The sequence below is a fragment of the Providencia sp. R33 genome (assembly GCF_019343475.1).
Taxonomy (GTDB): domain Bacteria; phylum Pseudomonadota; class Gammaproteobacteria; order Enterobacterales; family Enterobacteriaceae; genus Providencia.
In genome coordinates, this window is sequence record NZ_CP072453.1 from 2400953 (window position 1) to 2424224 (window position 23272).

20 protein-coding genes are annotated in these 23272 nt (G+C 40.9%); 11 read left to right on the plus strand and 9 right to left on the minus strand.

The window, feature by feature from the left end:
- Positions 1–4 precede the first annotated feature (4 nt).
- Complete coding sequence (locus J6836_RS11320) at positions 5–1351, minus strand: purine-cytosine permease family protein (protein WP_219244172.1); 1347 nt, start codon at positions 1349–1351, stop codon at positions 5–7.
- 470 nt (positions 1352–1821) lie between these two features.
- Between J6836_RS11320 and J6836_RS11325 the strand changes: the two genes are divergently transcribed.
- Complete coding sequence (locus tag J6836_RS11325) at positions 1822–3243, plus strand: hypothetical protein (protein WP_219244173.1); 1422 nt, start codon at positions 1822–1824, stop codon at positions 3241–3243.
- Positions 3244–3297: 54 nt separating this feature from the next.
- Here J6836_RS11325 and macB read toward each other — a convergent pair whose 3' ends face one another.
- The 3 genes from macB to J6836_RS11340 form a co-directional block, all read right to left on the minus strand.
- Positions 3298–5241 carry a macrolide ABC transporter ATP-binding protein/permease MacB gene (macB, locus tag J6836_RS11330; RefSeq protein ID WP_219244174.1) on the minus strand — a complete coding sequence of 648 codons (1944 nt, stop codon included), beginning with the start codon at positions 5239–5241 and terminating at the stop codon, positions 3298–3300.
- A 1-nt stretch (position 5242) separates the two neighbouring features.
- Positions 5243–6349 (minus strand): macrolide transporter subunit MacA, encoded by a 1107-nt coding sequence (gene macA / locus J6836_RS11335; protein WP_219244175.1) that lies wholly within the window; start codon positions 6347–6349, stop codon positions 5243–5245.
- Positions 6350–6497: 148 nt separating this feature from the next.
- The gene (locus J6836_RS11340; RefSeq protein WP_219244176.1) at positions 6498–8162 is read right to left on the minus strand and encodes an ATP-dependent nuclease; all 1665 of its coding nucleotides are present in this window, start codon (positions 8160–8162) and stop codon (positions 6498–6500) included.
- A gap of 384 nt (positions 8163–8546) precedes the next feature.
- Here J6836_RS11340 and J6836_RS11345 point away from each other — a divergent pair, with 384 nt between their 5' ends.
- From J6836_RS11345 to artM, 6 genes are all read left to right on the plus strand, one after another.
- Complete coding sequence (locus J6836_RS11345; RefSeq protein ID WP_219244177.1) at positions 8547–9446, plus strand: lysine exporter LysO family protein; 900 nt, start codon at positions 8547–8549, stop codon at positions 9444–9446.
- A gap of 51 nt (positions 9447–9497) precedes the next feature.
- A complete protein-coding gene (locus J6836_RS11350; RefSeq protein WP_219244178.1) occupies positions 9498–10979 on the plus strand; it encodes a DUF2867 domain-containing protein in 1482 nt (493 codons plus the stop codon).
- A gap of 98 nt (positions 10980–11077) precedes the next feature.
- On the plus strand, positions 11078–11806 hold the full coding sequence (gene artP, locus J6836_RS11355) for an arginine ABC transporter ATP-binding protein ArtP (RefSeq protein WP_219244179.1): 729 nt from the start codon (positions 11078–11080) through the stop codon (positions 11804–11806).
- Positions 11807–11824: 18 nt separating this feature from the next.
- Positions 11825–12568 (plus strand): arginine ABC transporter substrate-binding protein, encoded by a 744-nt coding sequence (artJ, locus tag J6836_RS11360; RefSeq protein ID WP_219244180.1) that lies wholly within the window; start codon positions 11825–11827, stop codon positions 12566–12568.
- A gap of 12 nt (positions 12569–12580) precedes the next feature.
- Positions 12581–13321 carry an arginine ABC transporter permease ArtQ gene (artQ, locus tag J6836_RS11365; RefSeq protein ID WP_219244181.1) on the plus strand — a complete coding sequence of 247 codons (741 nt, stop codon included), beginning with the start codon at positions 12581–12583 and terminating at the stop codon, positions 13319–13321.
- A complete protein-coding gene (gene artM / locus J6836_RS11370; protein ID WP_219244182.1) occupies positions 13318–13986 on the plus strand; it encodes an arginine ABC transporter permease ArtM in 669 nt (222 codons plus the stop codon). Before artQ ends, artM begins: the two co-directional genes overlap by 4 nt.
- 67 nt (positions 13987–14053) lie before the next feature.
- On the opposite strand, the gene rlmC is transcribed toward artM, so the two are convergent.
- The 3 genes from rlmC to J6836_RS11385 all read right to left on the minus strand — a co-directional run bounded on the left by rlmC (position 14054) and on the right by J6836_RS11385 (position 16175).
- Complete coding sequence (rlmC, locus tag J6836_RS11375; RefSeq protein ID WP_219244183.1) at positions 14054–15187, minus strand: 23S rRNA (uracil(747)-C(5))-methyltransferase RlmC; 1134 nt, start codon at positions 15185–15187, stop codon at positions 14054–14056.
- Between the two features lie 9 nt (positions 15188–15196).
- Entirely contained in the window at positions 15197–15712 is a 516-nt protein-coding gene (locus tag J6836_RS11380) for a YbjN domain-containing protein (RefSeq protein ID WP_219244184.1), read from the minus strand.
- Positions 15713–15839: 127 nt separating this feature from the next.
- Complete coding sequence (locus tag J6836_RS11385) at positions 15840–16175, minus strand: DUF1418 family protein (protein WP_219244185.1); 336 nt, start codon at positions 16173–16175, stop codon at positions 15840–15842.
- 158 nt (positions 16176–16333) lie between these two features.
- On the opposite strand from J6836_RS11385, the gene J6836_RS11390 reads away from it, so the two are divergent.
- On the plus strand, positions 16334–16597 hold the full coding sequence (locus tag J6836_RS11390) for a GrxA family glutaredoxin (RefSeq protein WP_219244186.1): 264 nt from the start codon (positions 16334–16336) through the stop codon (positions 16595–16597).
- Between the two features lie 254 nt (positions 16598–16851).
- Here the strand turns inward: J6836_RS11390 and J6836_RS11395 are convergent, their stop codons facing one another.
- On the minus strand, positions 16852–17280 hold the full coding sequence (locus tag J6836_RS11395) for a secondary thiamine-phosphate synthase enzyme YjbQ (protein WP_219244187.1): 429 nt from the start codon (positions 17278–17280) through the stop codon (positions 16852–16854).
- A 193-nt stretch (positions 17281–17473) separates the two neighbouring features.
- Between J6836_RS11395 and ybjG the strand changes: the two genes are divergently transcribed.
- From ybjG to J6836_RS11410, 3 genes are all read left to right on the plus strand, one after another.
- On the plus strand, positions 17474–18082 hold the full coding sequence (gene ybjG / locus J6836_RS11400) for an undecaprenyl-diphosphate phosphatase (RefSeq protein WP_219244188.1): 609 nt from the start codon (positions 17474–17476) through the stop codon (positions 18080–18082).
- Positions 18083–18934: 852 nt separating this feature from the next.
- Positions 18935–20251, plus strand: a complete 1317-nt coding sequence (locus J6836_RS11405; protein ID WP_219244189.1) for a serine/threonine transporter — start codon at positions 18935–18937, stop codon at positions 20249–20251.
- 74 nt (positions 20252–20325) lie between these two features.
- Positions 20326–21693, plus strand: a complete 1368-nt coding sequence (locus J6836_RS11410; RefSeq protein ID WP_219244190.1) for an L-serine ammonia-lyase — start codon at positions 20326–20328, stop codon at positions 21691–21693.
- A gap of 231 nt (positions 21694–21924) precedes the next feature.
- Here the strand turns inward: J6836_RS11410 and J6836_RS11415 are convergent, their stop codons facing one another.
- On the minus strand, positions 21925–23130 hold the full coding sequence (locus tag J6836_RS11415; RefSeq protein WP_219244191.1) for a serine hydrolase: 1206 nt from the start codon (positions 23128–23130) through the stop codon (positions 21925–21927).
- Positions 23131–23272 lie beyond the last annotated feature (142 nt).

Below are 23272 nucleotides of genomic sequence, written 5' to 3' on the forward strand. Positions count from 1 at the left end.
TTCCTTAATCTAAGTGAGCCACTTTGCGAAAATGCACAGTATCGACACCTTTTACTTTTGCTTGCCAGCACATACCAATCCAATAAGCCAGCGCACCTGTAATTAAAGAATTAAGAGCAGGAATACCATAATCAGCATGGAATGGCCCTAATTCTGATGTTCCCCAACCCACGATGACGGCTAACAACCACACAACGAGTGTGATAGGGTTATAAGCTTCACAACTGGATGGCAGCACACCTTGCTCACGGGTGATATCAAGCTCTTTGCGGTCGCGTTTTAAGATGTAATAGTCGACAACCATGATCCCTGCAACAGGCGGGATAGCGATGCCTAAGTAAATCAAAAAGCTAATAAAATTGTCTAAAATACCTAACATGGAGGCAATCGTGCCGAAAACACCAATAACCCATGTTAAATAACGACGGTCAAAACGCTTATTAAAGATAGCGTTAAGCAGCGTTGAAAAGCCTAGTGATGATGAATATAGGTTAATGTCGTTCATTTTTATGGTGGCAAAGATAACAATCGAAGCACCTAATAAGCCCGTTAATGCCATCATCAAATCAAATACTTGGCTAGTACGTAATGCTAATGCCATCAGTACCGCTATCATATTGACTAAAAGCTCACCGAAAAATGTTCCGATTAACGTCATCCAAAATACATCCTTCGGTTTTTTCATAAAGCGGCTAATATCTGGTGTTGTAACCGCTGAAATAATAAAACCACCTGCAACCATGGTGATTGCCGCAGGCATTGTCATCAGTGACCCGGCAGGGGCAGTGTCATTAATAAGCGTACCAATGTCCTGACCCGATAATAAATTATATGTTGCCCAGCCTAATGCGAATAAAAATAGCGGCGTTGAAATATTGGCGGTAATAGATAAAAATCGATACCCATATACCGTAATAACCGTCACCGCAATACCTGTAATAAGTGACCAAGTCCCTGGTGTTAGCACATTAGTCGCTTTATACATGCCATCCGCAAAGAAACCATTTTGGACGCCGAACCAGCCCATCAAGGAGATGGCAATCGCGCCACCAATAAGAGCTGAACCCAACTTTCCAAAACCAGACCACCTTGAAAGTAGACTGATTGACATTCCTTCACGGCATGCAGCCGCCCCGAGTCCCCAACTGACAACCTGTAAAATTACAGAGCCAAGGATGGTCGCCCAAAACGCCTGCCAAAAAGTTAACCCATAACCGAGGGCTGCACCTAACATCACTTGTGAAACACAAGCGAGTGCGCCAATTCGTAGAATTAACACTTCATAGAACGGCCTACGAGCACTTTGGGGTACTCGAGCCAAAGAATAATCTTCACCTGCTTTATTCGCCATTTTGCACCTGCTGTGTGGTTGTCTTTGCTTAGTTTTTACTGGCTTTAGTTGTTTGTTCCATTATATGGAACTAGGTTTCATTTATTCTACATGCAGATAATATCCATGATCGATATCGAATCGCAAGCAGAATTTATCTTTTCAGATAACTTTTTTATTATGGAATATTTCACGGAGTGAGGAAATACCGTACTAGTAAAAAAATTTATCGATAAATGAATAGGTTAAAAATTACGTGTTTAATTAGCAGAATTGGAGTGAGGAACTAAGTTCCATAAAATAGGACTATTCTCTGATATAAATTTACTTCTAGGTAGCAATATTCACTCCAATTTTGGGTATCCGAGTACGAAGTTATACGATTAGAAAAAAAATTTAGCTTTAGTTGGGATAAATGATTTATGAAAGAAATGGAAGTGGTGAGTTGTTAGGCTGCTATAAATAGTTAACATCGGAAATGGAAATATAGAATGCCAACTGAAATAAACTACCCCATAAAATTTCATCAATCTGATTTGCAACGTTATGTATATACAAACAAAAACGTAGCAAGAAAGCTTATACATCAGCTTAAAAGTATCGAAAATGTTGCCACTTCATGCACTGATGGCGTCTGTAGAGGCCTATCTCACACTTTTATTGCTTATGAAAAACAGGGGCTTGGGGCTCATTATATTAACTTATTAAAATTATCTAAAAATTCATTTACAACTATGGAGTCACCTTACGATGAGATTAAAAGTCCTATTAATCAATTAAATATAGAATACAACCCAATCCTAGAAAATGTACTCAATTATCTCTGTACTGATATATTTAACTTGCAAATAAACCAATCTTATTACAATTACTATTATAATATGGCCAATAAACTTTATTCGTTCACGTTACCTCCTCGGCCTGAAAACAGCACTCACTTTGATTATATTTTTCATTGTTTAGAGAAGTTTAAAAATGATAGAAGCATATATTTCTCATCTCGATGTAATATTAATTTTGAGATTGAAAAAGAACTAATTAAAGACTTCTATACTAAGATAGAATCAAATGCAGAGATGCCTGTTTCAGGCAATAGCGAGAAAATGACGCCTATTTATAATAAAATTAGGCATAAAAAAAACTTAACTCCCTATGAGATACAAGTTGTTATTGAAGCTGCTTATAACTATTGCTACTTACATTATGCGAGTGAAACAGCCTCAACAAATGTTAACTTAGGGGTTTCTCCTGATAGTGACCAATCAGCTTTTTCATTTAACAATATCTACCACCGTAAGAGGACAGTCACATTAGAAGACTTAAAAAATGACATAACTGGTTGTATAACGAAAAAACAAGATTTTTCTTGCATATTTAGCACAACAGACCATGCAATGGCTATTACTTATCGGTATGACATGCTCAAAAATTGTTATATATTTAGCTTTTTTGAACCAAATAAAGGGTTAATACAAACTGAATCTAAAAAAGAGTTTTTTGATATTTTAACGAAAATACCAACATACAATGGGTATAAAAGAAAATTTAATCCTTTATTTATTAGATATATAAGAAACTTTCAAAAATCAAATACACCGTCAAAGAAATTACACCTTCCTGTTATAATTGATAAAGGTCACCTAACTAAAAAGCACCTTGTTAATAGCAAAACAGTAATTAAACTTAACAAGGGTGTAGAATTGTCTTTTGAAGGATATTATCAAGAAAATGATGAATTGACGCTTAAACTACAGTTAGGTAAGCGAACTTTCACCATTTATTCTGAACTCAACGACATCAACAAAACGGTCGATTTAATTAACTATTCTATGCAGGAATTCCCAAATTATATGGGGAATGATATTTATATCGATTGGAAGGGGCAGATATTAAACCGACTTTCAAAATATTAATGACCGATTACCTCTGCATATATTGAGAATGCAGAGGTAAATAACCCTCAAAAATCACTCTCTCGCTAATGCATCAATCGGATTTAAACGTGCGGCACTGCGTGCGGGCAAGAAGCCGAAAATAATCCCAATCGCGGTTGAGCAAACAAACGCACTAATTAGAGCGACAGGGTCAAACGCGAACGTCCAACCGGGTAGCGCCATTTGAGCCAGCAAACTGATCCCATAAGAAAGTGCAATTCCCATCAATCCCCCCATTAAACACACCAATACTGCTTCAATGAGAAACTGCTGCATCACATCACTGGTTCTCGCGCCAACTGCCATACGAATACCAATTTCGCGGGTTCGTTCTGTCACCGAAACCAACATGATATTCATCACGCCAATCCCCCCGACCACCAATGAAATAACCGCCACTAAGGTTAAAAATAGCTGCATGGTTTGCGTGGTTTTTTCTGCTGTTTTCACAAAGGTATCAAGGTTATAGGTAAAAATATCTTTTTTGCCGTGGCGTAACGTTAATAAACGCGTCAGTTGCTGCTCCACGTTTTTGGTGTCATAACCATCCTTAACGCGCACCGTAATACTGTCATAATATGGTCGATTTAAAATTTTGCTGTTCATCGTGGTATCGGGTAACCAAACAGACAACGATTTACTGGAGCCAAACACTGACTTTTGGTCTTCAAGTACCCCAATGACTGTCGCTGGCATATTACCTAGAAGCAAGGTTTCCCCTACCACATTAGCTTGCTTGGGGAAAAAACGTCGTTTCGTGTTTTCATCAATAATGACCACCTGAGCGCGCCTATTTGCCATATCTTGTGTAAAATTCATGCCTTCCGAAAATTTAAAGGCATACACATTAAAATAGTCGCGGCCAACACCTGTTAGCTGTGCAGGTGCATCCAAATTACCTTTCCTTAAGCGTGCGGAGCCATTGAGCTGGCCTGAAATCGCGTGAACATAAGGCTGTTTAGCAAGTGCATCAATATCCGAGGCTTTTAAAGATTGTCGATTTTGCGCATCATCACTCCCAAAATCAGTACCGGGGTAAATCGAAATTGTATTAGTACCAATCGACTTGATATCATTAAGTACCATGCCCTGAGCCGCATCACCGATGACCATAATGGACACCACAGAAGCAATCCCGATGATAATGCCTAACATGGTCAACAAGGTACGCATTTTATTGACCACCATGGCACGCCAAGCCATTAATAATGCTTCACTAAATCGCCCATAAATCTGCCCAAGCGACAATTTCCTTGCAGGGGCTTTCGATAACGGCTTGGCTAATTTACTGTTTTTTGAACCTGAATCACGAATAATTTCGCCATCTTTGATTTCGACAATACGTTCAGCTTGCTGGGCGACGGTTGGATCGTGTGTGACAATAATCACTGTATGGCCTTGAGCACAAAGGTCTTTGAGGATTTTCATTACCTCTTCGCCTGAATGGCTATCCAACGCCCCCGTTGGCTCATCGGCAAGAATCACTTGCCCACCATTCATCAGTGCGCGTGCAATACTGACTCGCTGCTGCTGCCCGCCTGATAGTTGGCTTGGTCGATAATTAACTCGTTCACCTAACCCTAATCGCTGAAGTAATTGTGCCGCTCGTTCCCGCCGCTGGGCTTTCCCAGAACCTGCATATACGGCCGGGATTTCAACATTTTGCTCAGCACTCAGATGGCTTAATAAATGGTAGCGTTGGAAAATAAAACCGAAGTGTTCGCGGCGAAGCTCCGCAAGTTGGTCGTTATCTAATAGCGCAATATTTTGCCCATCAATATGGTACTCCCCCGATGACGGCTTATCGAGACAGCCAATAATGTTCATCAAGGTGGATTTACCTGAGCCAGAAGCACCGATAATCGCAACCATTTCACCTGCATTTATTTGCAATGAAACATTTTTTAAAACGGTGACTTCATTTTCGCCTTCACCATAACGGCGAGTGATCCCTTGAAGCTCAATGAGTGCGGTCATCTTAACTCTCCGAACCACTGTGCCCAATAATGACTTTATCCCCTTCATTCAGCCCTTTAATTACTTCGACCGACACATCATTGCGACTACCAATCTCAATCTGCTTTTTCTCTGCTTTTTGCCCTTCTAGCACTTCCACATCATACACTTGCGGTGAGACTTCATCTCCTAACGCAGAAAGGGGTAATATCAGCACATTTTTACGTGAATCAAGCTCAATTTTAACCTGTGCGGTCATCTGTAATTTTAACAGATGATGAGGATTGGGGACCTCAAAGCGTGCATAATAGAAAATAGCATCATTGATTTTTTCAGGGGTTGGCAGGATATCCTTTAACTTACCCGAGAATTTTTTATCTGGCGCACCTAACACCGTAAACGAAGCCTCTTGCCCCGGTTCTAAATAAATTACATCCGCTTCAGACACTTCCGCTTTAACCAACATGGTGTCTAAGTCTGCCAATGTTAAAATGGTTGGCGCTTCTTGTGCAGCAATCACAGTTTGACCTTGTAACGTTTTGATAAATGTAACAATACCATCCATCGGCGCCGTGATCTGTGTGTATTTTAAATTAGTTTTAGCTGTATCTAGCGTTGCTTGATTACGTTTTATCTGTGCTTGATACGTCGCAACTTGCGCTTTTTTTACGTCAACATCAGTTTTGGCTTTATCCAACTCTTGCTGTGCAACAGCCTGCAATTTAGCGAGACTCAAGTGGCGCTGGTAAGTCAGTTGCGCCAGTTTCAACTCGGCTTGTGCTAATGACAAATTGGCCTCAAGCTCACGAGTGGTCGCTTCAGACTCGGTGACATCATTTTGCGCTTTTTTCGGGTCGATAACTGCCAGTAAATCGCCTTTTTTAACGTAATCGCCTTCTTTCACATATAAGGTTTGTAACTGCCCGCTTACCTGTGCGCCCACATCAACCTTACGTACAGCATCTAATTTACCCGTTGCGAGGACTTGTTTATCCAAGTCACCACGGGTCACGTCAACGGTTTGGAAAACCTCTTCTTTCTCTCCATTCAAGAGAAATGCAGCAGCACCAACAGCAACAATTAATATCACCAAGTATATCGGCCACTTTTTTTTCGGTTTTACCTTCATCGTTCTTCACTTCCTATAATTAAAAAGAGGGCGATGCCCTCTTCGAAATACTATGCTATATAACTTAAGTTATCGTTTAATTAAACATACTACAGATAAATACCCGATATCTATAAATATTCAATCAACAATATATTCATTGGCGTTATCAATACGCTTTACCCCTCGCTAGCCATGCTACCCTTGAGAACATACTTCTTAACTGCAATGGAACACTATCAGGCCCCAGTTCTGCGGAGCGGTTCACTGTGGCTAAGGCTAAATCAGGTTTTGAAGTACGGGAAATTGCTTTAATAATCACGCGGCGTGTTGATACCCGTGCATTTTCAGGAATATCTGCAATTTCATGATAAAGACTTTTAAAGCCCTCGCGATATAGGAAATGTTCCATATCTGGCGCGGTAAGCATGGTTAAACGGTCTCTATCTGGTGAGTTGATTTTATTGGCGTAATGGGTCGCTGTTGCAGCATATTTACGCCCTGCCTCGTCCCCATCGGTTAAAACATGCCATTCAATGCCCATTTTATTGGCAAACTTTAACAGCGGCTTCAAGCCACTTTGTGCAAATGCAATGACTTTAATCCCTTCTGTTTCAAAGTAATAGTGACATTGGCGAGCAAATTCACTCATCAACCAAATCTCTGTTTCACCTTCCACTAATAACCAACAACGCGCAAACAACGATGATGGTCGGTTAAAGCGAATATGGAACGAAATTTTTCGCAGTTCTTCCGTGCTTAAATCATTTTGCGTTAAACGATAAGATGAGACTTTATTTGTGTCCCGCACTAAACGGCATAAGTCTTCAAGAGGGGTTTGAGAAAGCAATTCCCCTGAATTTGTCGTGGTAATCCGTTGTAGCGCAAACAAACTCAATAGCCCCCATGCAATCGACAGCATAATCGGGTGTAGGCGCGTTTCGGGGTCTTCAACAATAATGAGCGGGCGAGCATGTTTATCTAGATGAATATTCCCCTTGGATTGCAATAAAGAAGAGAACATCCCCAAGATAATCAGACGAATATTGCGTTGGTTGGGCTTTGCAATCAAACGACTGATGTTATCCAGCGCTTTCCAGCCTTGCTTACGCGGTTCAATATTGACCGTATTGTCATTAAGCTTGATCATATGAGCACTTTGCCCTGAAAAATAGTGGCTTAATAACTGTTGCATGGCATCTACACCATCAACTAAGTCATCATCACTTAAACGCTCTGGGTTATTCACCAAGGCACTGGTTAATTCCTTGATGCGAACATTAAATGAATCTCGAAACTCTTTTTCACCAACAACAATGGTTTCAGGGTTGAGAGATTGTAAAAAACGCGCATCACGCAGACGAATAACAGGATATAGCCTAATAATTTCCTTGATATATTTGCCTACGTTATCCAGAGAAAGTTTATTTCCCCCTGAATTTAAAAAGCTTTTATCCACCGCAATCGTATTGTCATCTCGCAGCTCAGCACTCACCCGATAAAAAATGTGTTTTAAGTCATCACCGTTGTCGACCCAAACTGAACCAAGGTTATGAAAACGATAAGATTGATGGCGGCCTTTATGCCTTTCGCAAAATTTTAATACGATTTGCAATGAGCGATAACGGGAGGCGTCATCACCCATAGGGTGATGAAAATCATGCAGATTAAATTGGTAATCTTGATGTTCTGGTGAGAGAAGTAAATCGAGCGCATCGAGTAGACTGGACTTACCCCATGAGTTTTCCCCGATCAAAACAGTACTGTTATTGAGCTCTAAAGAAAGGCGGTTGATCCCTCTAAATCCGTATATTTCAACACGTTCCAGATACATATCTCACTCCTTGTCATGTTTTCTTTAATATACCCTAAACTCGTCAATTTGCATTTAGATTATCAATGTTTTTGCTGACAAAACGCACATTTAGAGCTTATCGATTAACCAATGGTTTTACTATAAGTATGTCCGCAGAATAAAAAATCTTCACAACAAAATAGCTAACTAAGTTGAGCTAGCAATGGCAGTGTTATAAAATAGTAAAACTTTCTTTTTTAGTGTTTTTGACCTATTTTTCATTCAGTCACCAATAATAAAATTATATAGTGAAAAAATGCTTTAGCACGACGAGTTAAATTTTCAATAACGCAAATAAAAAAACAAATATAACTCGTTGTTTATATTAATCAAGTTAATGGGATAACCACTAAGGACGCGGCGATGTATTCAGGACTCTTAATTATTCTTCTACCGTTAACACTCGGTTATCTTATTCCTATTAAAAACAAGCAGGTTCTCCATCGTATTCACCAATCACTAAATTCGATGGTGTATGTGATTTTATTTTTAATGGGGATCACCCTCGCACTGCTTGAAAACTTAAGTGAGCACCTCTTTTCTATCTTAATTTATGCCATTACATTTTTTGGCTGTATTTTTTCCTTCAATGTTCTCTCGCTGTTATTACTCGATAAGCTAGATCCGTGGAAAATTCCGCAACATAAACAAGAAAAACCGCCATCTCGTATCAAAATGGTGCTTGAATCCCTACAATTGTGTGGCGTCCTACTTTTAGGTTTTGTGGTGGGCTTAACGGGTTTCGATTTTCTACATTACGCAGATAAAGGTAGCCAAATCGCTTTAATGTTGCTGTTGTTATTAGTTGGAATTCAATTACGTAACAGCGGAATGAGCATTAAACAAATTTTAATTAACCGCCGCGGGACAACTATCGCTTTTGTGATGGGGGTAAGCGCGTTAGCGGGTGGAGCACTGGCAGCATTATTGCTTGGCTTACCCGTTAAAATGGGGCTGGCTCTCGCCTCAGGCTTTGGTTGGTACTCACTCACAGGGATTGTTCTAACGGATGCCTACGGCCCTGTAATGGGAAGTGCCGCCTTTTTTAATGATTTAGCCCGCGAGCTAGCTGCTATTATGTTGATTCCTATCATTATTAATCGCTACCGCTCAACCGCATTGGGCATTTGTGGATCCACATCGATGGACTTTACCCTCCCTGTTTTACAACGCAGTGGCGGCGTTTCCATCGTGCCTGCCGCCATTGTTCACGGCTTCGTACTTAGTCTTATTACGCCAATTCTTATGGCCTTCTTTACATAGGTAAAATTTCAGTCACAATAGCCGTTAATTTGCGTGAAACAGGAAATTAACATGACAGAAAAACAACGTGTTTTAGTGTTGGGCGCTAGCGGCTATATTGGGCAGAATCTTATTCCCCAACTGATTGAACAAGGTTATGACGTTACTGCGGCTGCACGTCGTGTTGATTGGATGCTTTCCCAAGGCTGGCAAGATACACGCTGTATCTTTGTTGACTTGCATGACCCTGAGACCTTAAAAGATGTCATGAAGGAAATCGATATTGTCTATTTCCTCGTGCACAGCATGGCTGATCAAGCCAATCTGATTGAGCGGGAACGTAGCGCTGCCCGTAATGTTCAACAAGCCCTTGAAGGCTCAGATGTTAAACACGTTATTTATCTCAGCGCACTACAACATGGGCATACTTATTCCCCGCACCTGATTGCAAGGCGCTTAACAGGGGATATCCTGCGTGAAAGCAATATCCCTGTCACTGAAATCCGCTCTTCTATTATTGTTGGCTCAGGCTCTGCAGCATTCGAAATCATGCGGGATATGGTTTACAACTTAGCGATTCTAACCCCGCCACGCTGGGTGCGCTCAAAATCATCGCCTATTGCGCTATCGAATATCCTCTATTATTTAACCCAGCTTGCCAAAACGCCAACAAATGAAAACCGCATATTTGATGCAGGCGGCCCTGAATTTATTAGTTACCAAGAGCTTTTCAAACGATTTATCAAAGTCAGCGGCAAACGCCGCTTACTGATCCCTATCCCAATCCCAATTAGTATGATTTCTGTGCATTTTATTAGCTTGATCACCTCAGTACCGCCGACTATTGCAAAAGAGCTGATTCAAGGGTTACAACACGACCTTCCCGCTGACGATAAAGCGCTACGAAAGCTTATCCCACAAACGTTAATTTCCTTTGACGATGCGGTAAGAACCACGTTAGCTGAAGAAGCGGACGCAGTAGACAATGCGGATTGGGGTTATGACCCTGAGGTAAGAAAACGCTGGCGCCCAGGCTATGGTTATTACCCAAAACAAGCGGGCTCAACCCTTGGCACAACAGCAAGCTCGGAATCCCTATGGCATACGGTGCAACAAATTGGTGGCAAAGACGGTTATTTTTACGCCAATGGCCTGTGGAAAACCCGCGCCATCATGGATGACATGATGTTGAATAAAGTAAAATATGGCCGTCCTGACAGAGAAGACCTGCGACTTGGCGATGAAGTTGATGGCTGGCGAGTGATCAATCTTGAACCCAACAAGCAGCTTAGCTTACTGTTTGGCATGAAAGCGCCGGGGCTCGGTCGTTTAACCTTTACTATCCATGACAGTGGCAGCCGACGCTCTATCGATGTACGTGCTTGGTGGCATCCAGCGGGTTTTTGCGGCCTACTCTATTGGTTTGCTATGATGCCTGCCCACCTGTTTATCTTCAAAGGAATGGCAAAACGGATTAGCGACCTCGCGTTTGAACGGGATAAACAACTCGCTAAGCAACAGCAAGCAGCTCATCCAACCGAAAAACCTGACTAATTTTAGCGTAAAAACCAAATTTTTATGCAGAAATTATTGCATAAATATGCTTACAGGATTAATATCGCTGGTAGTTAAAAAGGATATTATTGGTAAGCATGAGCATTCAATTAAAAAACATAAACTGTTTCTATGGTTCCCATCAGGCACTCTTTGATATCAATCTAGAGTGCTCTGCTGGTGAGACTATGGTATTACTCGGGCCAAGTGGTGCAGGTAAAAGTTCGCTATTACGTGTTCTCAATTTATTAGAGATGCCACGTTCAGGTCATTTGAATATTGCTGGGCAGCAATTTGATTTTTCATCGACGCCAGATGCAAAGTCTATTCGCGACTTACGCCAAAATGTTGGCATGGTATTCCAACAATATAACTTATGGCCGCACCTTAGTGTGATGGACAACTTAATTGAAGCCCCTTGCCGCGTCTTAAAACTCTCTAAGCAAGAAGCGCACGCCAAAGCGGCTAAATTGTTAGGCCGTTTACGTTTATCCCAATTTGCAGACCGTTATCCACTGCACTTGTCGGGTGGTCAACAGCAACGCGTGGCGATTGCACGGGCGCTCATGATGGAACCTAAAGTGCTGTTATTTGATGAGCCAACCGCAGCGCTTGACCCAGAAATTACCGCTCAAGTTGTGGATATTATTCGTGAATTGTCTGCGACAGGTATTACGCAAGTTATCGTCACTCACGAAGTGGAGATTGCTCGCAAAACCGCTAGCCGTGTGGTGTATATGGAAAACGGCCATATCGTAGAACAGGGGGATGCTAGCCATTTCGCAGCACCTCAAACTGACGCATTTGCAAATTATCTGTCACATTAATAGATATAGGATTAAGCAATGAAAAAAATTATATTAGCTGCGCTGCTGGGCGCTGTAACCCTATCGGCAACTGCTGCAGAAAAAGAAACCATTCGTTTTGCGACTGAAGCGACTTACGCCCCGTTTGAAATGTTTGATAAAAACAATCAAATCGTCGGTTTTGACGTTGATTTAGCCAATGCAATGTGTGAAAAAATGAATGCCACTTGCACATTTACTCACCAATCTTTCGACAGCTTAATCCCAAGCTTAAAATTCCGTCGTTTTGAAGCATTAATGGCCGGTATCGACATTACCCCTGAGCGTCAGCAACAAGTGGATTTCACTGAAACTTATTACCCTAACTCTGCGGAATTTATCGCAGTGAAAGAAAAAATTAGCTCTGTTGACCAACTGAAAGACAAAAAAATCGGTGTCCAAAACGGAACCACGCATCAAAAATACATCATGGAACAACACAAAGGCATGACCACTGTGCCTTACGATAACTACCAATCTGCAGTTTTAGACCTGCAAAATGGCCGTATTGATGCTGTATTCGGTGACACTGCCGTTGCTGACGAATGGTTAAAAACCAAAGGCAATGAAAACCTAGTCGCTGTGGGTGAGAAAGTTACAGATCCACAATACTTCGGTATCGGTTTAGGTATCGCTGTGCGTAAAGGAAATAAAGAGTTGTTGGATAAAATGAATAAAGCCTTAGCAGAAGTTAAAGCTGACGGCACTTATGATGCTATCCACAAAAAATGGTTTCAACAGTAATCGATATAATTAATGAACAACCTTCTATTTTTAACAAGTGCCGCCGGTATCACCGTCGGCCTTGCTGTTTCTGCCCTGATCTTGGGTTTGATTCTTGCCATGCTATTTACCGCATGGGAGTCTGTCCGCTTTAAGCCAATTGCCTTTTTAGGCACGTGCTGGGTGACGCTGATCCGTGGGTTACCTGAACTGCTGGTCGTCCTGTTCGTCTATTTTGGGACATTACAGTTGATCAACCTACTCGGGGATGGTTTTGATATTAACCTCGGGTTTTGGCAAACCACCATACAAATTGACCCCAGCATCTTCTTTGCCGATAGCGGCGAATTTGATTACACTCCGTTCGTTTGTGGTGTCATTGCCCTCGCCCTATTGTATGCCTCCTATGCCTCACAAACCCTAAGGGGTGCCCTCAAAGCGGTACCTTATGGTCAGTGGGAAGCGGGTTTTGCACTTGGCCTTAAAAAGCGTACGATTTTCTTTCGTTTTATTATGCCGCAAATGTGGCGCCATGCCCTGCCGGGTTTAGGAAACCAATGGTTAGTTCTGTTAAAAGATACTGCGTTAGTATCTTTAATCAGTGTGAACGATTTGATGCTACAGACAAAAACCATTGTTAACCGTACTGGTGAGCCTTTTACTTGGTACGTTATCGTCGGTCTGATTTACCTTGCCATTACGCTAGTTAGCCAACTGGTATTAAAGCGTATTGAACTGCGAACTACGCGCTTTGAGCGAGGTGAATGCAAATGATTGATATGATCCTCAAAATTCTCCCAGGGCTACCAACCAGTTTATCACTAACATTCTGTGCATTAATTGTGGCTTTTCTGCTAGCGGGATTATTTACGTTAATTTTATCCCTTAAAACCAAAGTCATTTCGCAAATTGTGAAGGTGTATATCACCATCTTCACTGGTACGCCTTTATTAGTGCAATTTTTCCTAATCTATAATGGCCCGAGCCAATTTAAGTCGCTGCAAAACTATCCTTTATTTTGGGAGTTAATATCGACGCCTTGGTTCTGTGCAATGATTGCATTAGCATTAAACAGTGCTGCTTATTCAACGTTGTTGTTCCATGGTGCCGTCAAAGCGATTCCATCAGGGCAATGGCAATCTTGCCAAGCGTTAGGAATGAGTAAAGTGCAAACCATGCGCATTATTTTGCCTTATGCCTTTAAACGCTCTCTATCCTCTTATTCTAATGAAGTGGTGTTAGTGTTTAAAAGTACCTCACTGGCCAGTACGATCACCATGTTAGATATCATGGGGTACAGTAGCCAAGTATTTGGTCAGACATGGGATGTAATGGCGTTTGTTGCTGCGGGGATTATTTATTTAGTGGTTAATGCAACTTTAACCATTCTAATGCGTTTAATCGAACGTAAGGCTCTTGCCTTCGAACACCGAAATTAATACTTTATCATTCAATATATAAAGAAAAAAGCTTGGCTAAACACCAAGCTTTTTTTATAACTTCATTTTAATTATTCTTTCGCTTTAACAACGTCAGCACTTCAAAGTGCGCCGTATGTGGAAATAAATCAAACAGCTGCACTTTACACACTTGATAGCCAGACAACAATTGCAAATCTTGCGCCATAGTTTGTGCATTACAGCTTGAATAGAGGATATATTCAGGCTGCATATGGGAAAGATAATCGCACAGCTCTTTGCCAATGCCTCTTCTTGGTGGATTGACTAAAATAAGCTGTGGGATATCCTGATTCGCAGTAGCAAAATGTGTTGAATCTAGGGCTTTAAACTCAACATGTTTTAACCCAAGTTCATTCGCGGATTGCTGTGCACTGGCAATCGCTGGCGCGCTGATTTCAATACCTGTTAAATACGTCTCTTTTTCAGCGCAGTGCAACCCAAAGCCACCCACACCACAAAACAGATCCCACAAGCTATCGATACCCAACGCGTTAACCCAATCCCTCGCTGTTTGGTACAATTTAGCTGCCACGATAGGATTCGTTTGGAAAAAACCTTGCGGACGAATAAACAAAGGCACTTGGTTAAATTCTTCACGTAGCGTACGTTGCTCCGTTAAGAAAATCTCTTCCTCGCCTTCCAATATTGCCATATGCACAGGCTGAATATTTGCAGTGATCACCTCAAGTTGCGGTAGTTGTTCTTGCAACCAAGGTAATGCATTTTTAAGCTGTTCGAGTTTTTTCGCTGAGCGCAATACAAAGCGCAACATAAACCGACCAGTGTGCCAGCTTTGTGTTAATAACACATACTTGAGTTCGCCACGCTTGCGTTCGATGTTATATGGCGTAAGCCCCGCCCTAGCAATAAATGGCGTGATCACACTGAATACGTCAGAAAACGACGCGGGATATAATGGACAATCCGTTAAGTCTACACCCACCCCATCTTTACCAATAATGCCTAAAGTTGGCCTTTCAACACTCCCACTCACCACCATTTTGGCTTTGTTGCGAAAGCCTGTTTGGGGACCAATCACAGGCGCGGCAAAAATAGCAGGGTCGATTGTTGGCAATAACGCCAAAAGCTGCTGCTGCTTTTGGGCAATTTGCTGTTCAGGGGAAAGTTCTAACCATTGGCAAGAGCGGCATTCACCCGCAATGTATTTTTCACAGTGCATAATTACAACTTAATGAATAATAATGGCGGGTTTATCATCTGGAGTGAGTTCGGGCTCGTCTTCGCCGTTATCTTCATCTTCAAGAAAATCATCTTGATTGGCATACAGTAAATTATTACTGAAGATCTCAAAGACAATCGCTGAGATTTGGTCTTCTGCCTGTTGAACAAAATGGCAAAATTGGCGGTAGGTCATCCCTGCTTCTAATGAAAATGATTGGCTAACCACTAACTTAGGTAGGTTTTCATCATTAATTTCGAGAAAAACTTTTGCTGTCAATGAGCTGGCGTTAATTTGGCTGATATTGGCGACCAATGTAATAATCGCAGTAGGTTTTAGCTCAGCTAGCGCAGACAATACCAGCACATTATTGACGATATCGAGTTTCGCATCAAAAATCCCCTCAATATTTTGCATATGAGGTAAGTGCAGTGCAGCACAAGAGTCGCACTCGAAATAAGATGTTTTGAGTTGATCTAACCATTCACGTAATTGTGCAATGTCAGGGTAACGAATAGAATCCATGGGCAATAACCTTCTTCAACTCAACAATAATAATGCAAAAACAGTTTGTCAGAGGATGACATCATCCCCTAACACAAAAGCGGATAATTTTCACACATTACTAGGGAAAATACCAGTAAAACCACGGCTATTCGGGCTTTTCATCCTGTTTATCATCTTGAATATTATTTTTTTTGTTTCTTGGGTTTTCTGACTGATTATTATCAATCCCTAAAAAAGTGAGCCCATGAATAGCTCGCCACACAATATTAATCATTGCAGGGATTAAACACCCGATTGCCACCATAATAATGGTGACTATCACCCCTTGGTGCATCAGGGGTTCTGGCAGCACTATATAGCCATTTAACGTGAGTAAAATCAAAATCAAAAGAATTATCCCAACGCCTTCTAAGATTAAGACAGGTTTTGGCATATCCGCCAATGAACGCATGGTTCTCTTTGATTGTGGTTTGTTGTCCATTTGATACCCTTTTTCCCGTTACCTGACGTTTTACTTCACAAATTATATGTCATACCTATAGCTATAAAAGGAAAATTCGACTTTTATTTCATAACTTATATAGGCATAGTATTGAGCATTGTGATTAGAATCTGAGTTTGAGATAAAAAGGAGATACTATGTATACTGTTATTTTTGGTCGCCCAGGCTGCCCATACTGTGTTCGTGCGAAAGAACTGGCTGAAAAACTGAAAAACGAACTTGAAGATTTTGACTACCGTTATGTCGATATCCAAGCTGAAGGTATTTCAAAAGAAGATTTATCTAAAACTGTTGGCAAACCGGTAGAAACTGTCCCACAAATTTTCATTGATGAGAAACATATTGGTGGCTGCACTGATTTCGAAGCTTACGCAAAAGAAAATTTGAATCTTTACAAATAATTAGCCCAGCTAATTTTGTATTACCGCAAGCAAAGCATCTCGCCTTTTAGGTTGAAAAAATGCTTTGCTTGTTCTTTTTGTGCTATTTAACTTAAATTTCACCTAAAATTGCACTTTTTTCATCAGTGCTGAGAACTTTCCTTTTTAGATGGAGTCTTAATTTATGCCACTGCTTTTCTTTGATGTCCCCATATTGAGGAGCCCGATAGCCAACTCTTTGTTTTAATGCTATCGGGTTTTTTATTGCCTATTTTTTAGCTAATGGTCTCACCTTGCAATGTAATGATTAACTTACGCTTTCCACCAAAATTTCGGTGTTCACACAAATAAACTCCCTGCCACGTTCCCATATTCAAACGCCCATTAGTCACAGGAATTGTTAAACTCACCCCTAATAAACTGCTTTTTAGGTGCGCAGGCATGTCATCGCTACCTTCATAATCATGCTTAAAATAAGGTTCATTTTCAGGTACCGCTTTATTAAAAAAGCTTTCAAAGTCTTCCCGCACTGTATAGTCCGCGTTTTCATTAATCGTTAATGAAGCAGAAGTATGTTGAATAAATATATTCACTATTCCTATACGTACTGTACTCAGTTCAGGAATTTGCCTTAAAATTTCCTCGGTCACTAAATGGAACCCTCTTTCTCGCGCATTAAGCTGTATCTGTTTTTGCCACCACATCCCTTTTTCCTTCTTTCAATGAGCACAACATCATATAAGTTAAATAATTATTGAGTAATTCTTAAACCACACGTAAATTTGTCGCGTAATGCTATCAATAATAAGACAAAGGGACTTTACCTGTGAAGCTTGAGACTTTAAGCTCTGTTTTTCTTTGTCTTACTGACCCATTCTCTGTCTGAGGTACGAAACTGTGCTGGAACAACTCAATCTTGATCTATTTAACCTGATCAATGCCACACCAGAAACTGCAAGCGGAACGATTGCGATAGCAAATGTGATTGCTAAACGCTTAGTGCTTATTTTCCCACTATTTACTGTCGCTTGTTGGTTTTGGGGTGCCCAGCCTAACATGACTCGCCAACGTGCTTTTGCCTGTAAAGCGGCGATAGCCATTGCGTTAGGGCTCACTATCTCATGGCTAATTGGCTATTTTGCGCCTCATGACCGCCCATTTGTGATGGGAGTCGGCACTAATTTCTCTGATCACGACGCAACGCCATCATTCCCAAGCAACCACGGCACTATTGTATTTACCTTTGCATTTGCTTTCTTATTCTGGTTACGAACTTGGGTCGGCCTTGTGATGATGATCCCCGCAATTGTCATTGCGTGGTCACGTATTTACCTTGGTGTTCACTGGCCTTTAGATATGGCAGGTGCGTTTATCCTTGCTATCGTTGCCTGTGGTTTAGCCCAAATTCTGTGGTCACTTGGCGTTAATAGAATCCAAGCACCAATCACCCAACTCTATCATTTAATCTTTGGTTCATTCATCCGCAAAGGTTGGTTCCAACCTTAATCATTTATTTTTAAGTACTGGTGGTCATAAACACCAGTACTTTTTCGTTTTTAAAAAATTGCGCCAAATCAAACTTTTCTTTTATTTTTTTATCGCCATATAAAATTAATTTTAAATTATCAAATTAATTAATAAACAACTATGTAACAAATATTTTGTTACCTTTTTTAATTATTTTTTTCGACGCAAAAAAAGTTCACTAAATACTATCTTAAAAACCAAAAATTAATTAATATGTGCCCCTAAGTTTAGCGTAAAACCGCCTAACTAATCACTCACTAAACTATTATTTAAACATCAAATTAATGCATAAATATCAATGTATTAGCTTGATATTTTCATGTGTACAATGTAGCAGTATCGCAGTACAGCTCAATAATTAGATTAATATAGATTACAAATCAAACAACGTAAAAATATTCATTAATATAATAATATTTTTCTATCAGAATATTATTCTGCCCCTGTTTGTTTTAATGAATTGAATTTTTTAAACATAAAAAATATGACAATTAATAAACTTAAGTTAAATTTCATTAACAATTTTATAAAATCTGATGTTTCTATTCAATCTCAGGGGATATTTCTCTTTTGAGATAATGATCACGGCATTTTGTTCTGGTAAAATATAAATTCACCCCCTCAAAAACCAGATTTAAAAAATACTGATAAAATTACAAAACTGATTGAAAATGAATTTAGTATCGATTTTAGTTTTATTTCCAATCGGATTGTTACGTAAAAGAAAACTCTTGTTATTAAGTGATTATTCGTACCAAAAGATTAAAACCCAGTAACGCCATTGGCCGTTACTTTAAATGAATTTTTTGACTTTTATTTTTGGAGACTATTATGGATACAACTAAAGTTGGTTCCATCGACAAAACAGCCTCGCAAACAGGAAATAGTAAAGCTTGGCGCAAAACTGACACAGTATGGATGCTGGGTTTATATGGCACAGCTATCGGTGCTGGTGTTCTGTTTTTGCCTATCAACGCAGGTATGAGCGGATTACTTCCTGTTCTATTGATGCTTGTTCTAGCCTTCCCAATGACCTTTTTTGCACACCGTGGCTTAACACGTTTCGTTCTTTCAGGTTCTAAAAAAGATGGTGATATTACTGAAGTTGTTGAAGAACACTTTGGGCGCACCGCAGGTAACTGGATCACCCTGCTGTATTTCTTTGCCATTTATCCTATTCTGCTCGTTTATGGTGTTTCTATCACCAATAACGTCAATAAATTCCTAACCGAATTATTAGGTGTTGGTGCACCACCACGTTGGTTACTGGCCTTAATTTTGGTCGGCGGCGTTATGGCTATCGTTTCTTTCGGTGAAAAATACATCGTTAAAGTGATGAGTATGCTGGTATTCCCATTCATTGCGGTACTGGTTGCATTCTCTTTATATATGATCCCTCACTGGTCTGGTGATGTGCTGAATACCTTAACTTTCGAAGGTATCGCAGAAGCGACTAAAAATACTGGCGGTCAAAGTATTTGGATCACCATTTGGTTGACTATCCCAGTCATGGTATTCGCATTTAACCACTCACCAATTATCTCTGCATTCTCTGTCGCAAAACGTGAAGAATACGGTGATGAAGCAGAACAAAAATGTTCACGTATTTTAGCATCAGCACACATTCTGATGGTTCTGACAGTCATGTTCTTTGTGATTAGCTGTGTGTTTACATTATCTTCAGCTGACCTTGCACAAGCAAAAGCACAAAATATCAGTATCCTTGACTATCTGTCTGGCTACTTTGATCAACCATTCATCAAATTCGCAGCTGCAATCATTGCATTCATCGCTATTATCAAATCATTCTTAGGTCACTACTTAGGTGCTCGTGAAGGTTTCAATGGCTTAGTTGAACGTGCATACCGTGCAAAAGGTAAAACGGTTGATATTCGTAAATTAAATCGCGGCACCGCTATCTTTATGTTAGTGACCACTTGGATTGTTGCGACATTAAACCCGGGTGTTCTGGATATCATCGAAAGCCTTGGTGGCCCTGTTATTGCTATCTTACTGTTCTTAATGCCAATGTATGCTATCAGCAAAGTCCCTGCGATGCGTAAATACTCAGGCAAAATCAGCAATGTATTTATCGTAATTATGGGTCTAGTCGCTATCTCTGCAGCAACATATAAATTATTCTTCTAATTGAAGCCCCAGGTAGCTATTAATAATGATAGCTACCTGATTTCAATGACTTTCTACAAAAGGAAGCACTGAATATGATTAGTGTATTTGATATCTTCAAAATCGGTATCGGCCCTTCAAGTTCCCACACCGTCGGCCCAATGAAAGCGGGCAAACAATTCGTTGATGACCTTATCACACAAAATTTACTGGCTAAAACAACGCGCATAGCCGTTGACGTTTATGGTTCGCTGTCTCTGACAGGTAAAGGCCATGCCACCGATATGGCTATCATCATAGGTCTTGCGGGTAACTTGCCCGATACTATTGATATTGACGCTATTCCTGCATTTATGCGCAACGTCGAACAAACAGGTAAACTTTTGCTTGCTCAAGGGCAACATGAAGTCGATTTTCCTGTCGATGGTGGCATGAATTTTCACAGCACAAATTTACCACTCCATGAAAATGGTATGACAATCACCGCATTTACGGGTGATGACGTTCTGTATACCAAAAATTATTACTCGATTGGCGGCGGGTTTATCGTCGATGAAGACCATTTTGGTCAAGCCGATGAAAACGCAGTTCAAGTCCCTTACCCTTTTAAATATGCGGCTGATTTGCAAAAACATTGCAAAGAAACAGGGTTATCACTTTCTGCGCTCGTTATGCAAAATGAATTAGCGCTACGCAGTAAAGAAGAAATTCATCAGTACCTGTCTTCTGTTTGGGACGTAATGAAAGTGGGTATTGAACGCGGCGTGACTACGGAAGGTTTATTACCCGGGCCACTGCGTGTTCCGCGCCGTGCAGCAGCATTGCGCCGTCAGCTAGTTACCTCAGATAGCACTAACATGGACCCAATGGCGGTTATTGATTGGATCAATATGTACGCCCTTGCTGTCAATGAAGAGAACGCCGCGGGTGGGCGTGTAGTGACAGCGCCAACTAACGGTGCTTGTGGTATCGTTCCTGCTGTACTCGCCTATTACGATAAATTCATTCGCCCTGTGAATGAAAACTCCTACACCCGCTATTTCCTTGTTTCTGGGGTGATTGGCGCATTGTATAAAATGAATGCCTCCATATCAGGGGCTGAAGTGGGCTGCCAAGGTGAAGTGGGTGTTGCCTGTTCAATGGCGGCTGCGGGACTTGCAGAGTTAATGGGGGGTAGCCCTGAGCAAGTGTGCATCGCCGCTGAGATTGCGATGGAGCATAACCTCGGTCTTACTTGCGACCCTGTTGGCGGCCAAGTCCAAGTCCCTTGTATTGAACGAAACGCGATTGCATCTGTTAAAGCGGTTAACGCCGCACGTATGGCACTACGCCGCGTCAGTGACCCACGTGTTTGTCTCGATAAAGTAATTGAGACGATGTATGAAACGGGTAAAGACATTAACGCTAAATATCGCGAAACCTCCCAAGGCGGTTTAGCAATTAAATTAGCGCATTGTGAATAATTCATTCACTGACTGATAAAAAAACGCCTGCAATTGCAGGCGTGAGCTTGTTGACAAAGCAGGATAAAAACGTGGTTTTTCCTGCTTTGTGTTATCAGCCGAAAATCAATAAATTGATTTTACTCGTCTATTTTCAAAACCTATCCAACCTGCAGCCAAACCCAATCGGTTTGCCAGCAGTCTGACGCCTGCAATTGCAGGCGTTTTCATTAATTGGATATAAAGACTGAATTAACCAAAAATCGCACTCCACCAGCCACTAATGGTTTTCATGATGTAATCCCAGATACGCCCAAAGAAGCCAGCTTCTTCAACCGCGGATTTTGCCACAAGTGGGTGCTGCTCAATCACTTCATCATTCAGAATAAAGTTAATCGTCCCGACTGCTTGGTTTTTCGCTAATGGCGCTTCTAACGAATCATTAGTCATCTGAATATCAACTTTCAAGTTTTTCAGTTGGCCTTTAGGAATGGTCACAGAAACATCATCGGCTACGCCCAGTGCTACTTCAGAGGTATCACCAAACCAAACTCGCTGCTTTTTCAACGTTGCATCTGCTTTGATTGGAGTAACAGTTTCGAAAAAACGGAAGCCCCAAGTAAGCAGTTTTTCACTTTCAGTAAAACGCACACGGTCACTCGGCGCACCAAGTACAACAGAGATCAACCGCATATCCCCTTCTGTTGCCGATGCCACTAAGTTATGGCCTGCACCGCTCGTGTGACCCGTTTTCACACCATCTACTTTTAAATTTTGATTCCATAACAAACGGTTACGGTTAGGTTGGCGAATTTTGTTAAAAGTAAATTCTTTTTCTTTATGCAGCGCATATTCATCAGGGACATCGCGGATCATTGCTTGTGTTAATAACGCCATATCACGTGCAGTGCTGTATTGCCCTTCAGAATCAAGACCATGAACTGTTTTAAAATGTGTGTTTTTCAAACCAATCTGTTGAACGTATTGATTCATTAAGCTTACAAATGAATCTTGGCTCCCTGCAACATAGTCCGCAAGGGCAATACTGGCATCGTTACCCGATTGAATAACAACTCCTTTATTTAAATCCAACACTGAAACACGGTCTTTTGGCTTCAAAAACATTAACGAAGAGCCTTTCAGAACAGGGTTTCCTGTTGCCCATGCATCTTCCCCGACGGTTACCATGTCTTGCGTGGTTATTTTCCCCGCCTTCACAGCCTGCCCAATCACATAACTTGTCATAATCTTGGTTAAACTGGCTGGATCTAAACGCTCATCAGGATTACCTGATGCTAAAACTTTCCCACTATTGTAGTCCATCAGGACATACGCTTTAACATCCACTTGAGGAGCAACCGGTGTCTCAGCCGCGTAAACACTTGAACTAACGGCCATCAAAAGACTCAACCCAATGCCTGCACGGCGGGTTTTTAGGGGCAACATTTTTTTATTCATCGGTTATTCCTTCACTTAATGCTAAACATTTAAAATGACTATCTTCTTACTCACCATCACTAAACGATGAACCCTCGCCGTGATAAAAATTGCTAACTCATCATAATATAAGACTTTATTTCCACTATGACCACCGATAGGA

What these genes read in the sequence shown, in the direction of transcription:
- J6836_RS11385 (WP_219244185.1), bottom strand. Translation starts at nt 16,175, where the DNA reads ATGGACAACAAACCACAATCAAAGAGAACCATGCGTTCATTGGCGGAT.
- J6836_RS11415 (WP_219244191.1), bottom strand. Translation starts at nt 23,130, where the DNA reads ATGAATAAAAAAATGTTGCCCCTAAAAACCCGCCGTGCAGGCATTGGG.
- macA (WP_219244175.1), bottom strand. Translation starts at nt 6,349, where the DNA reads ATGAAGGTAAAACCGAAAAAAAAGTGGCCGATATACTTGGTGATATTA.
- J6836_RS11395 (WP_219244187.1), bottom strand. Translation starts at nt 17,280, where the DNA reads ATGTGGTGGCAAAAACAGATACAGCTTAATGCGCGAGAAAGAGGGTTC.
- J6836_RS11405 (WP_219244189.1), top strand. Translation starts at nt 18,935, where the DNA reads ATGGATACAACTAAAGTTGGTTCCATCGACAAAACAGCCTCGCAAACA.
- J6836_RS11320 (WP_219244172.1), bottom strand. Translation starts at nt 1,351, where the DNA reads ATGGCGAATAAAGCAGGTGAAGATTATTCTTTGGCTCGAGTACCCCAA.
- artM (WP_219244182.1), top strand. Translation starts at nt 13,318, where the DNA reads ATGATTGATATGATCCTCAAAATTCTCCCAGGGCTACCAACCAGTTTA.
- J6836_RS11350 (WP_219244178.1), top strand. Translation starts at nt 9,498, where the DNA reads ATGACAGAAAAACAACGTGTTTTAGTGTTGGGCGCTAGCGGCTATATT.
- J6836_RS11410 (WP_219244190.1), top strand. Translation starts at nt 20,326, where the DNA reads ATGATTAGTGTATTTGATATCTTCAAAATCGGTATCGGCCCTTCAAGT.
- artP (WP_219244179.1), top strand. Translation starts at nt 11,078, where the DNA reads ATGAGCATTCAATTAAAAAACATAAACTGTTTCTATGGTTCCCATCAG.
- J6836_RS11380 (WP_219244184.1), bottom strand. Translation starts at nt 15,712, where the DNA reads ATGGATTCTATTCGTTACCCTGACATTGCACAATTACGTGAATGGTTA.
- J6836_RS11390 (WP_219244186.1), top strand. Translation starts at nt 16,334, where the DNA reads ATGTATACTGTTATTTTTGGTCGCCCAGGCTGCCCATACTGTGTTCGT.
- J6836_RS11340 (WP_219244176.1), bottom strand. Translation starts at nt 8,162, where the DNA reads ATGTATCTGGAACGTGTTGAAATATACGGATTTAGAGGGATCAACCGC.
- artQ (WP_219244181.1), top strand. Translation starts at nt 12,581, where the DNA reads ATGAACAACCTTCTATTTTTAACAAGTGCCGCCGGTATCACCGTCGGC.
- J6836_RS11345 (WP_219244177.1), top strand. Translation starts at nt 8,547, where the DNA reads ATGTATTCAGGACTCTTAATTATTCTTCTACCGTTAACACTCGGTTAT.
- J6836_RS11325 (WP_219244173.1), top strand. Translation starts at nt 1,822, where the DNA reads ATGCCAACTGAAATAAACTACCCCATAAAATTTCATCAATCTGATTTG.
- artJ (WP_219244180.1), top strand. Translation starts at nt 11,825, where the DNA reads ATGAAAAAAATTATATTAGCTGCGCTGCTGGGCGCTGTAACCCTATCG.
- macB (WP_219244174.1), bottom strand. Translation starts at nt 5,241, where the DNA reads ATGACCGCACTCATTGAGCTTCAAGGGATCACTCGCCGTTATGGTGAA.
- rlmC (WP_219244183.1), bottom strand. Translation starts at nt 15,187, where the DNA reads ATGCACTGTGAAAAATACATTGCGGGTGAATGCCGCTCTTGCCAATGG.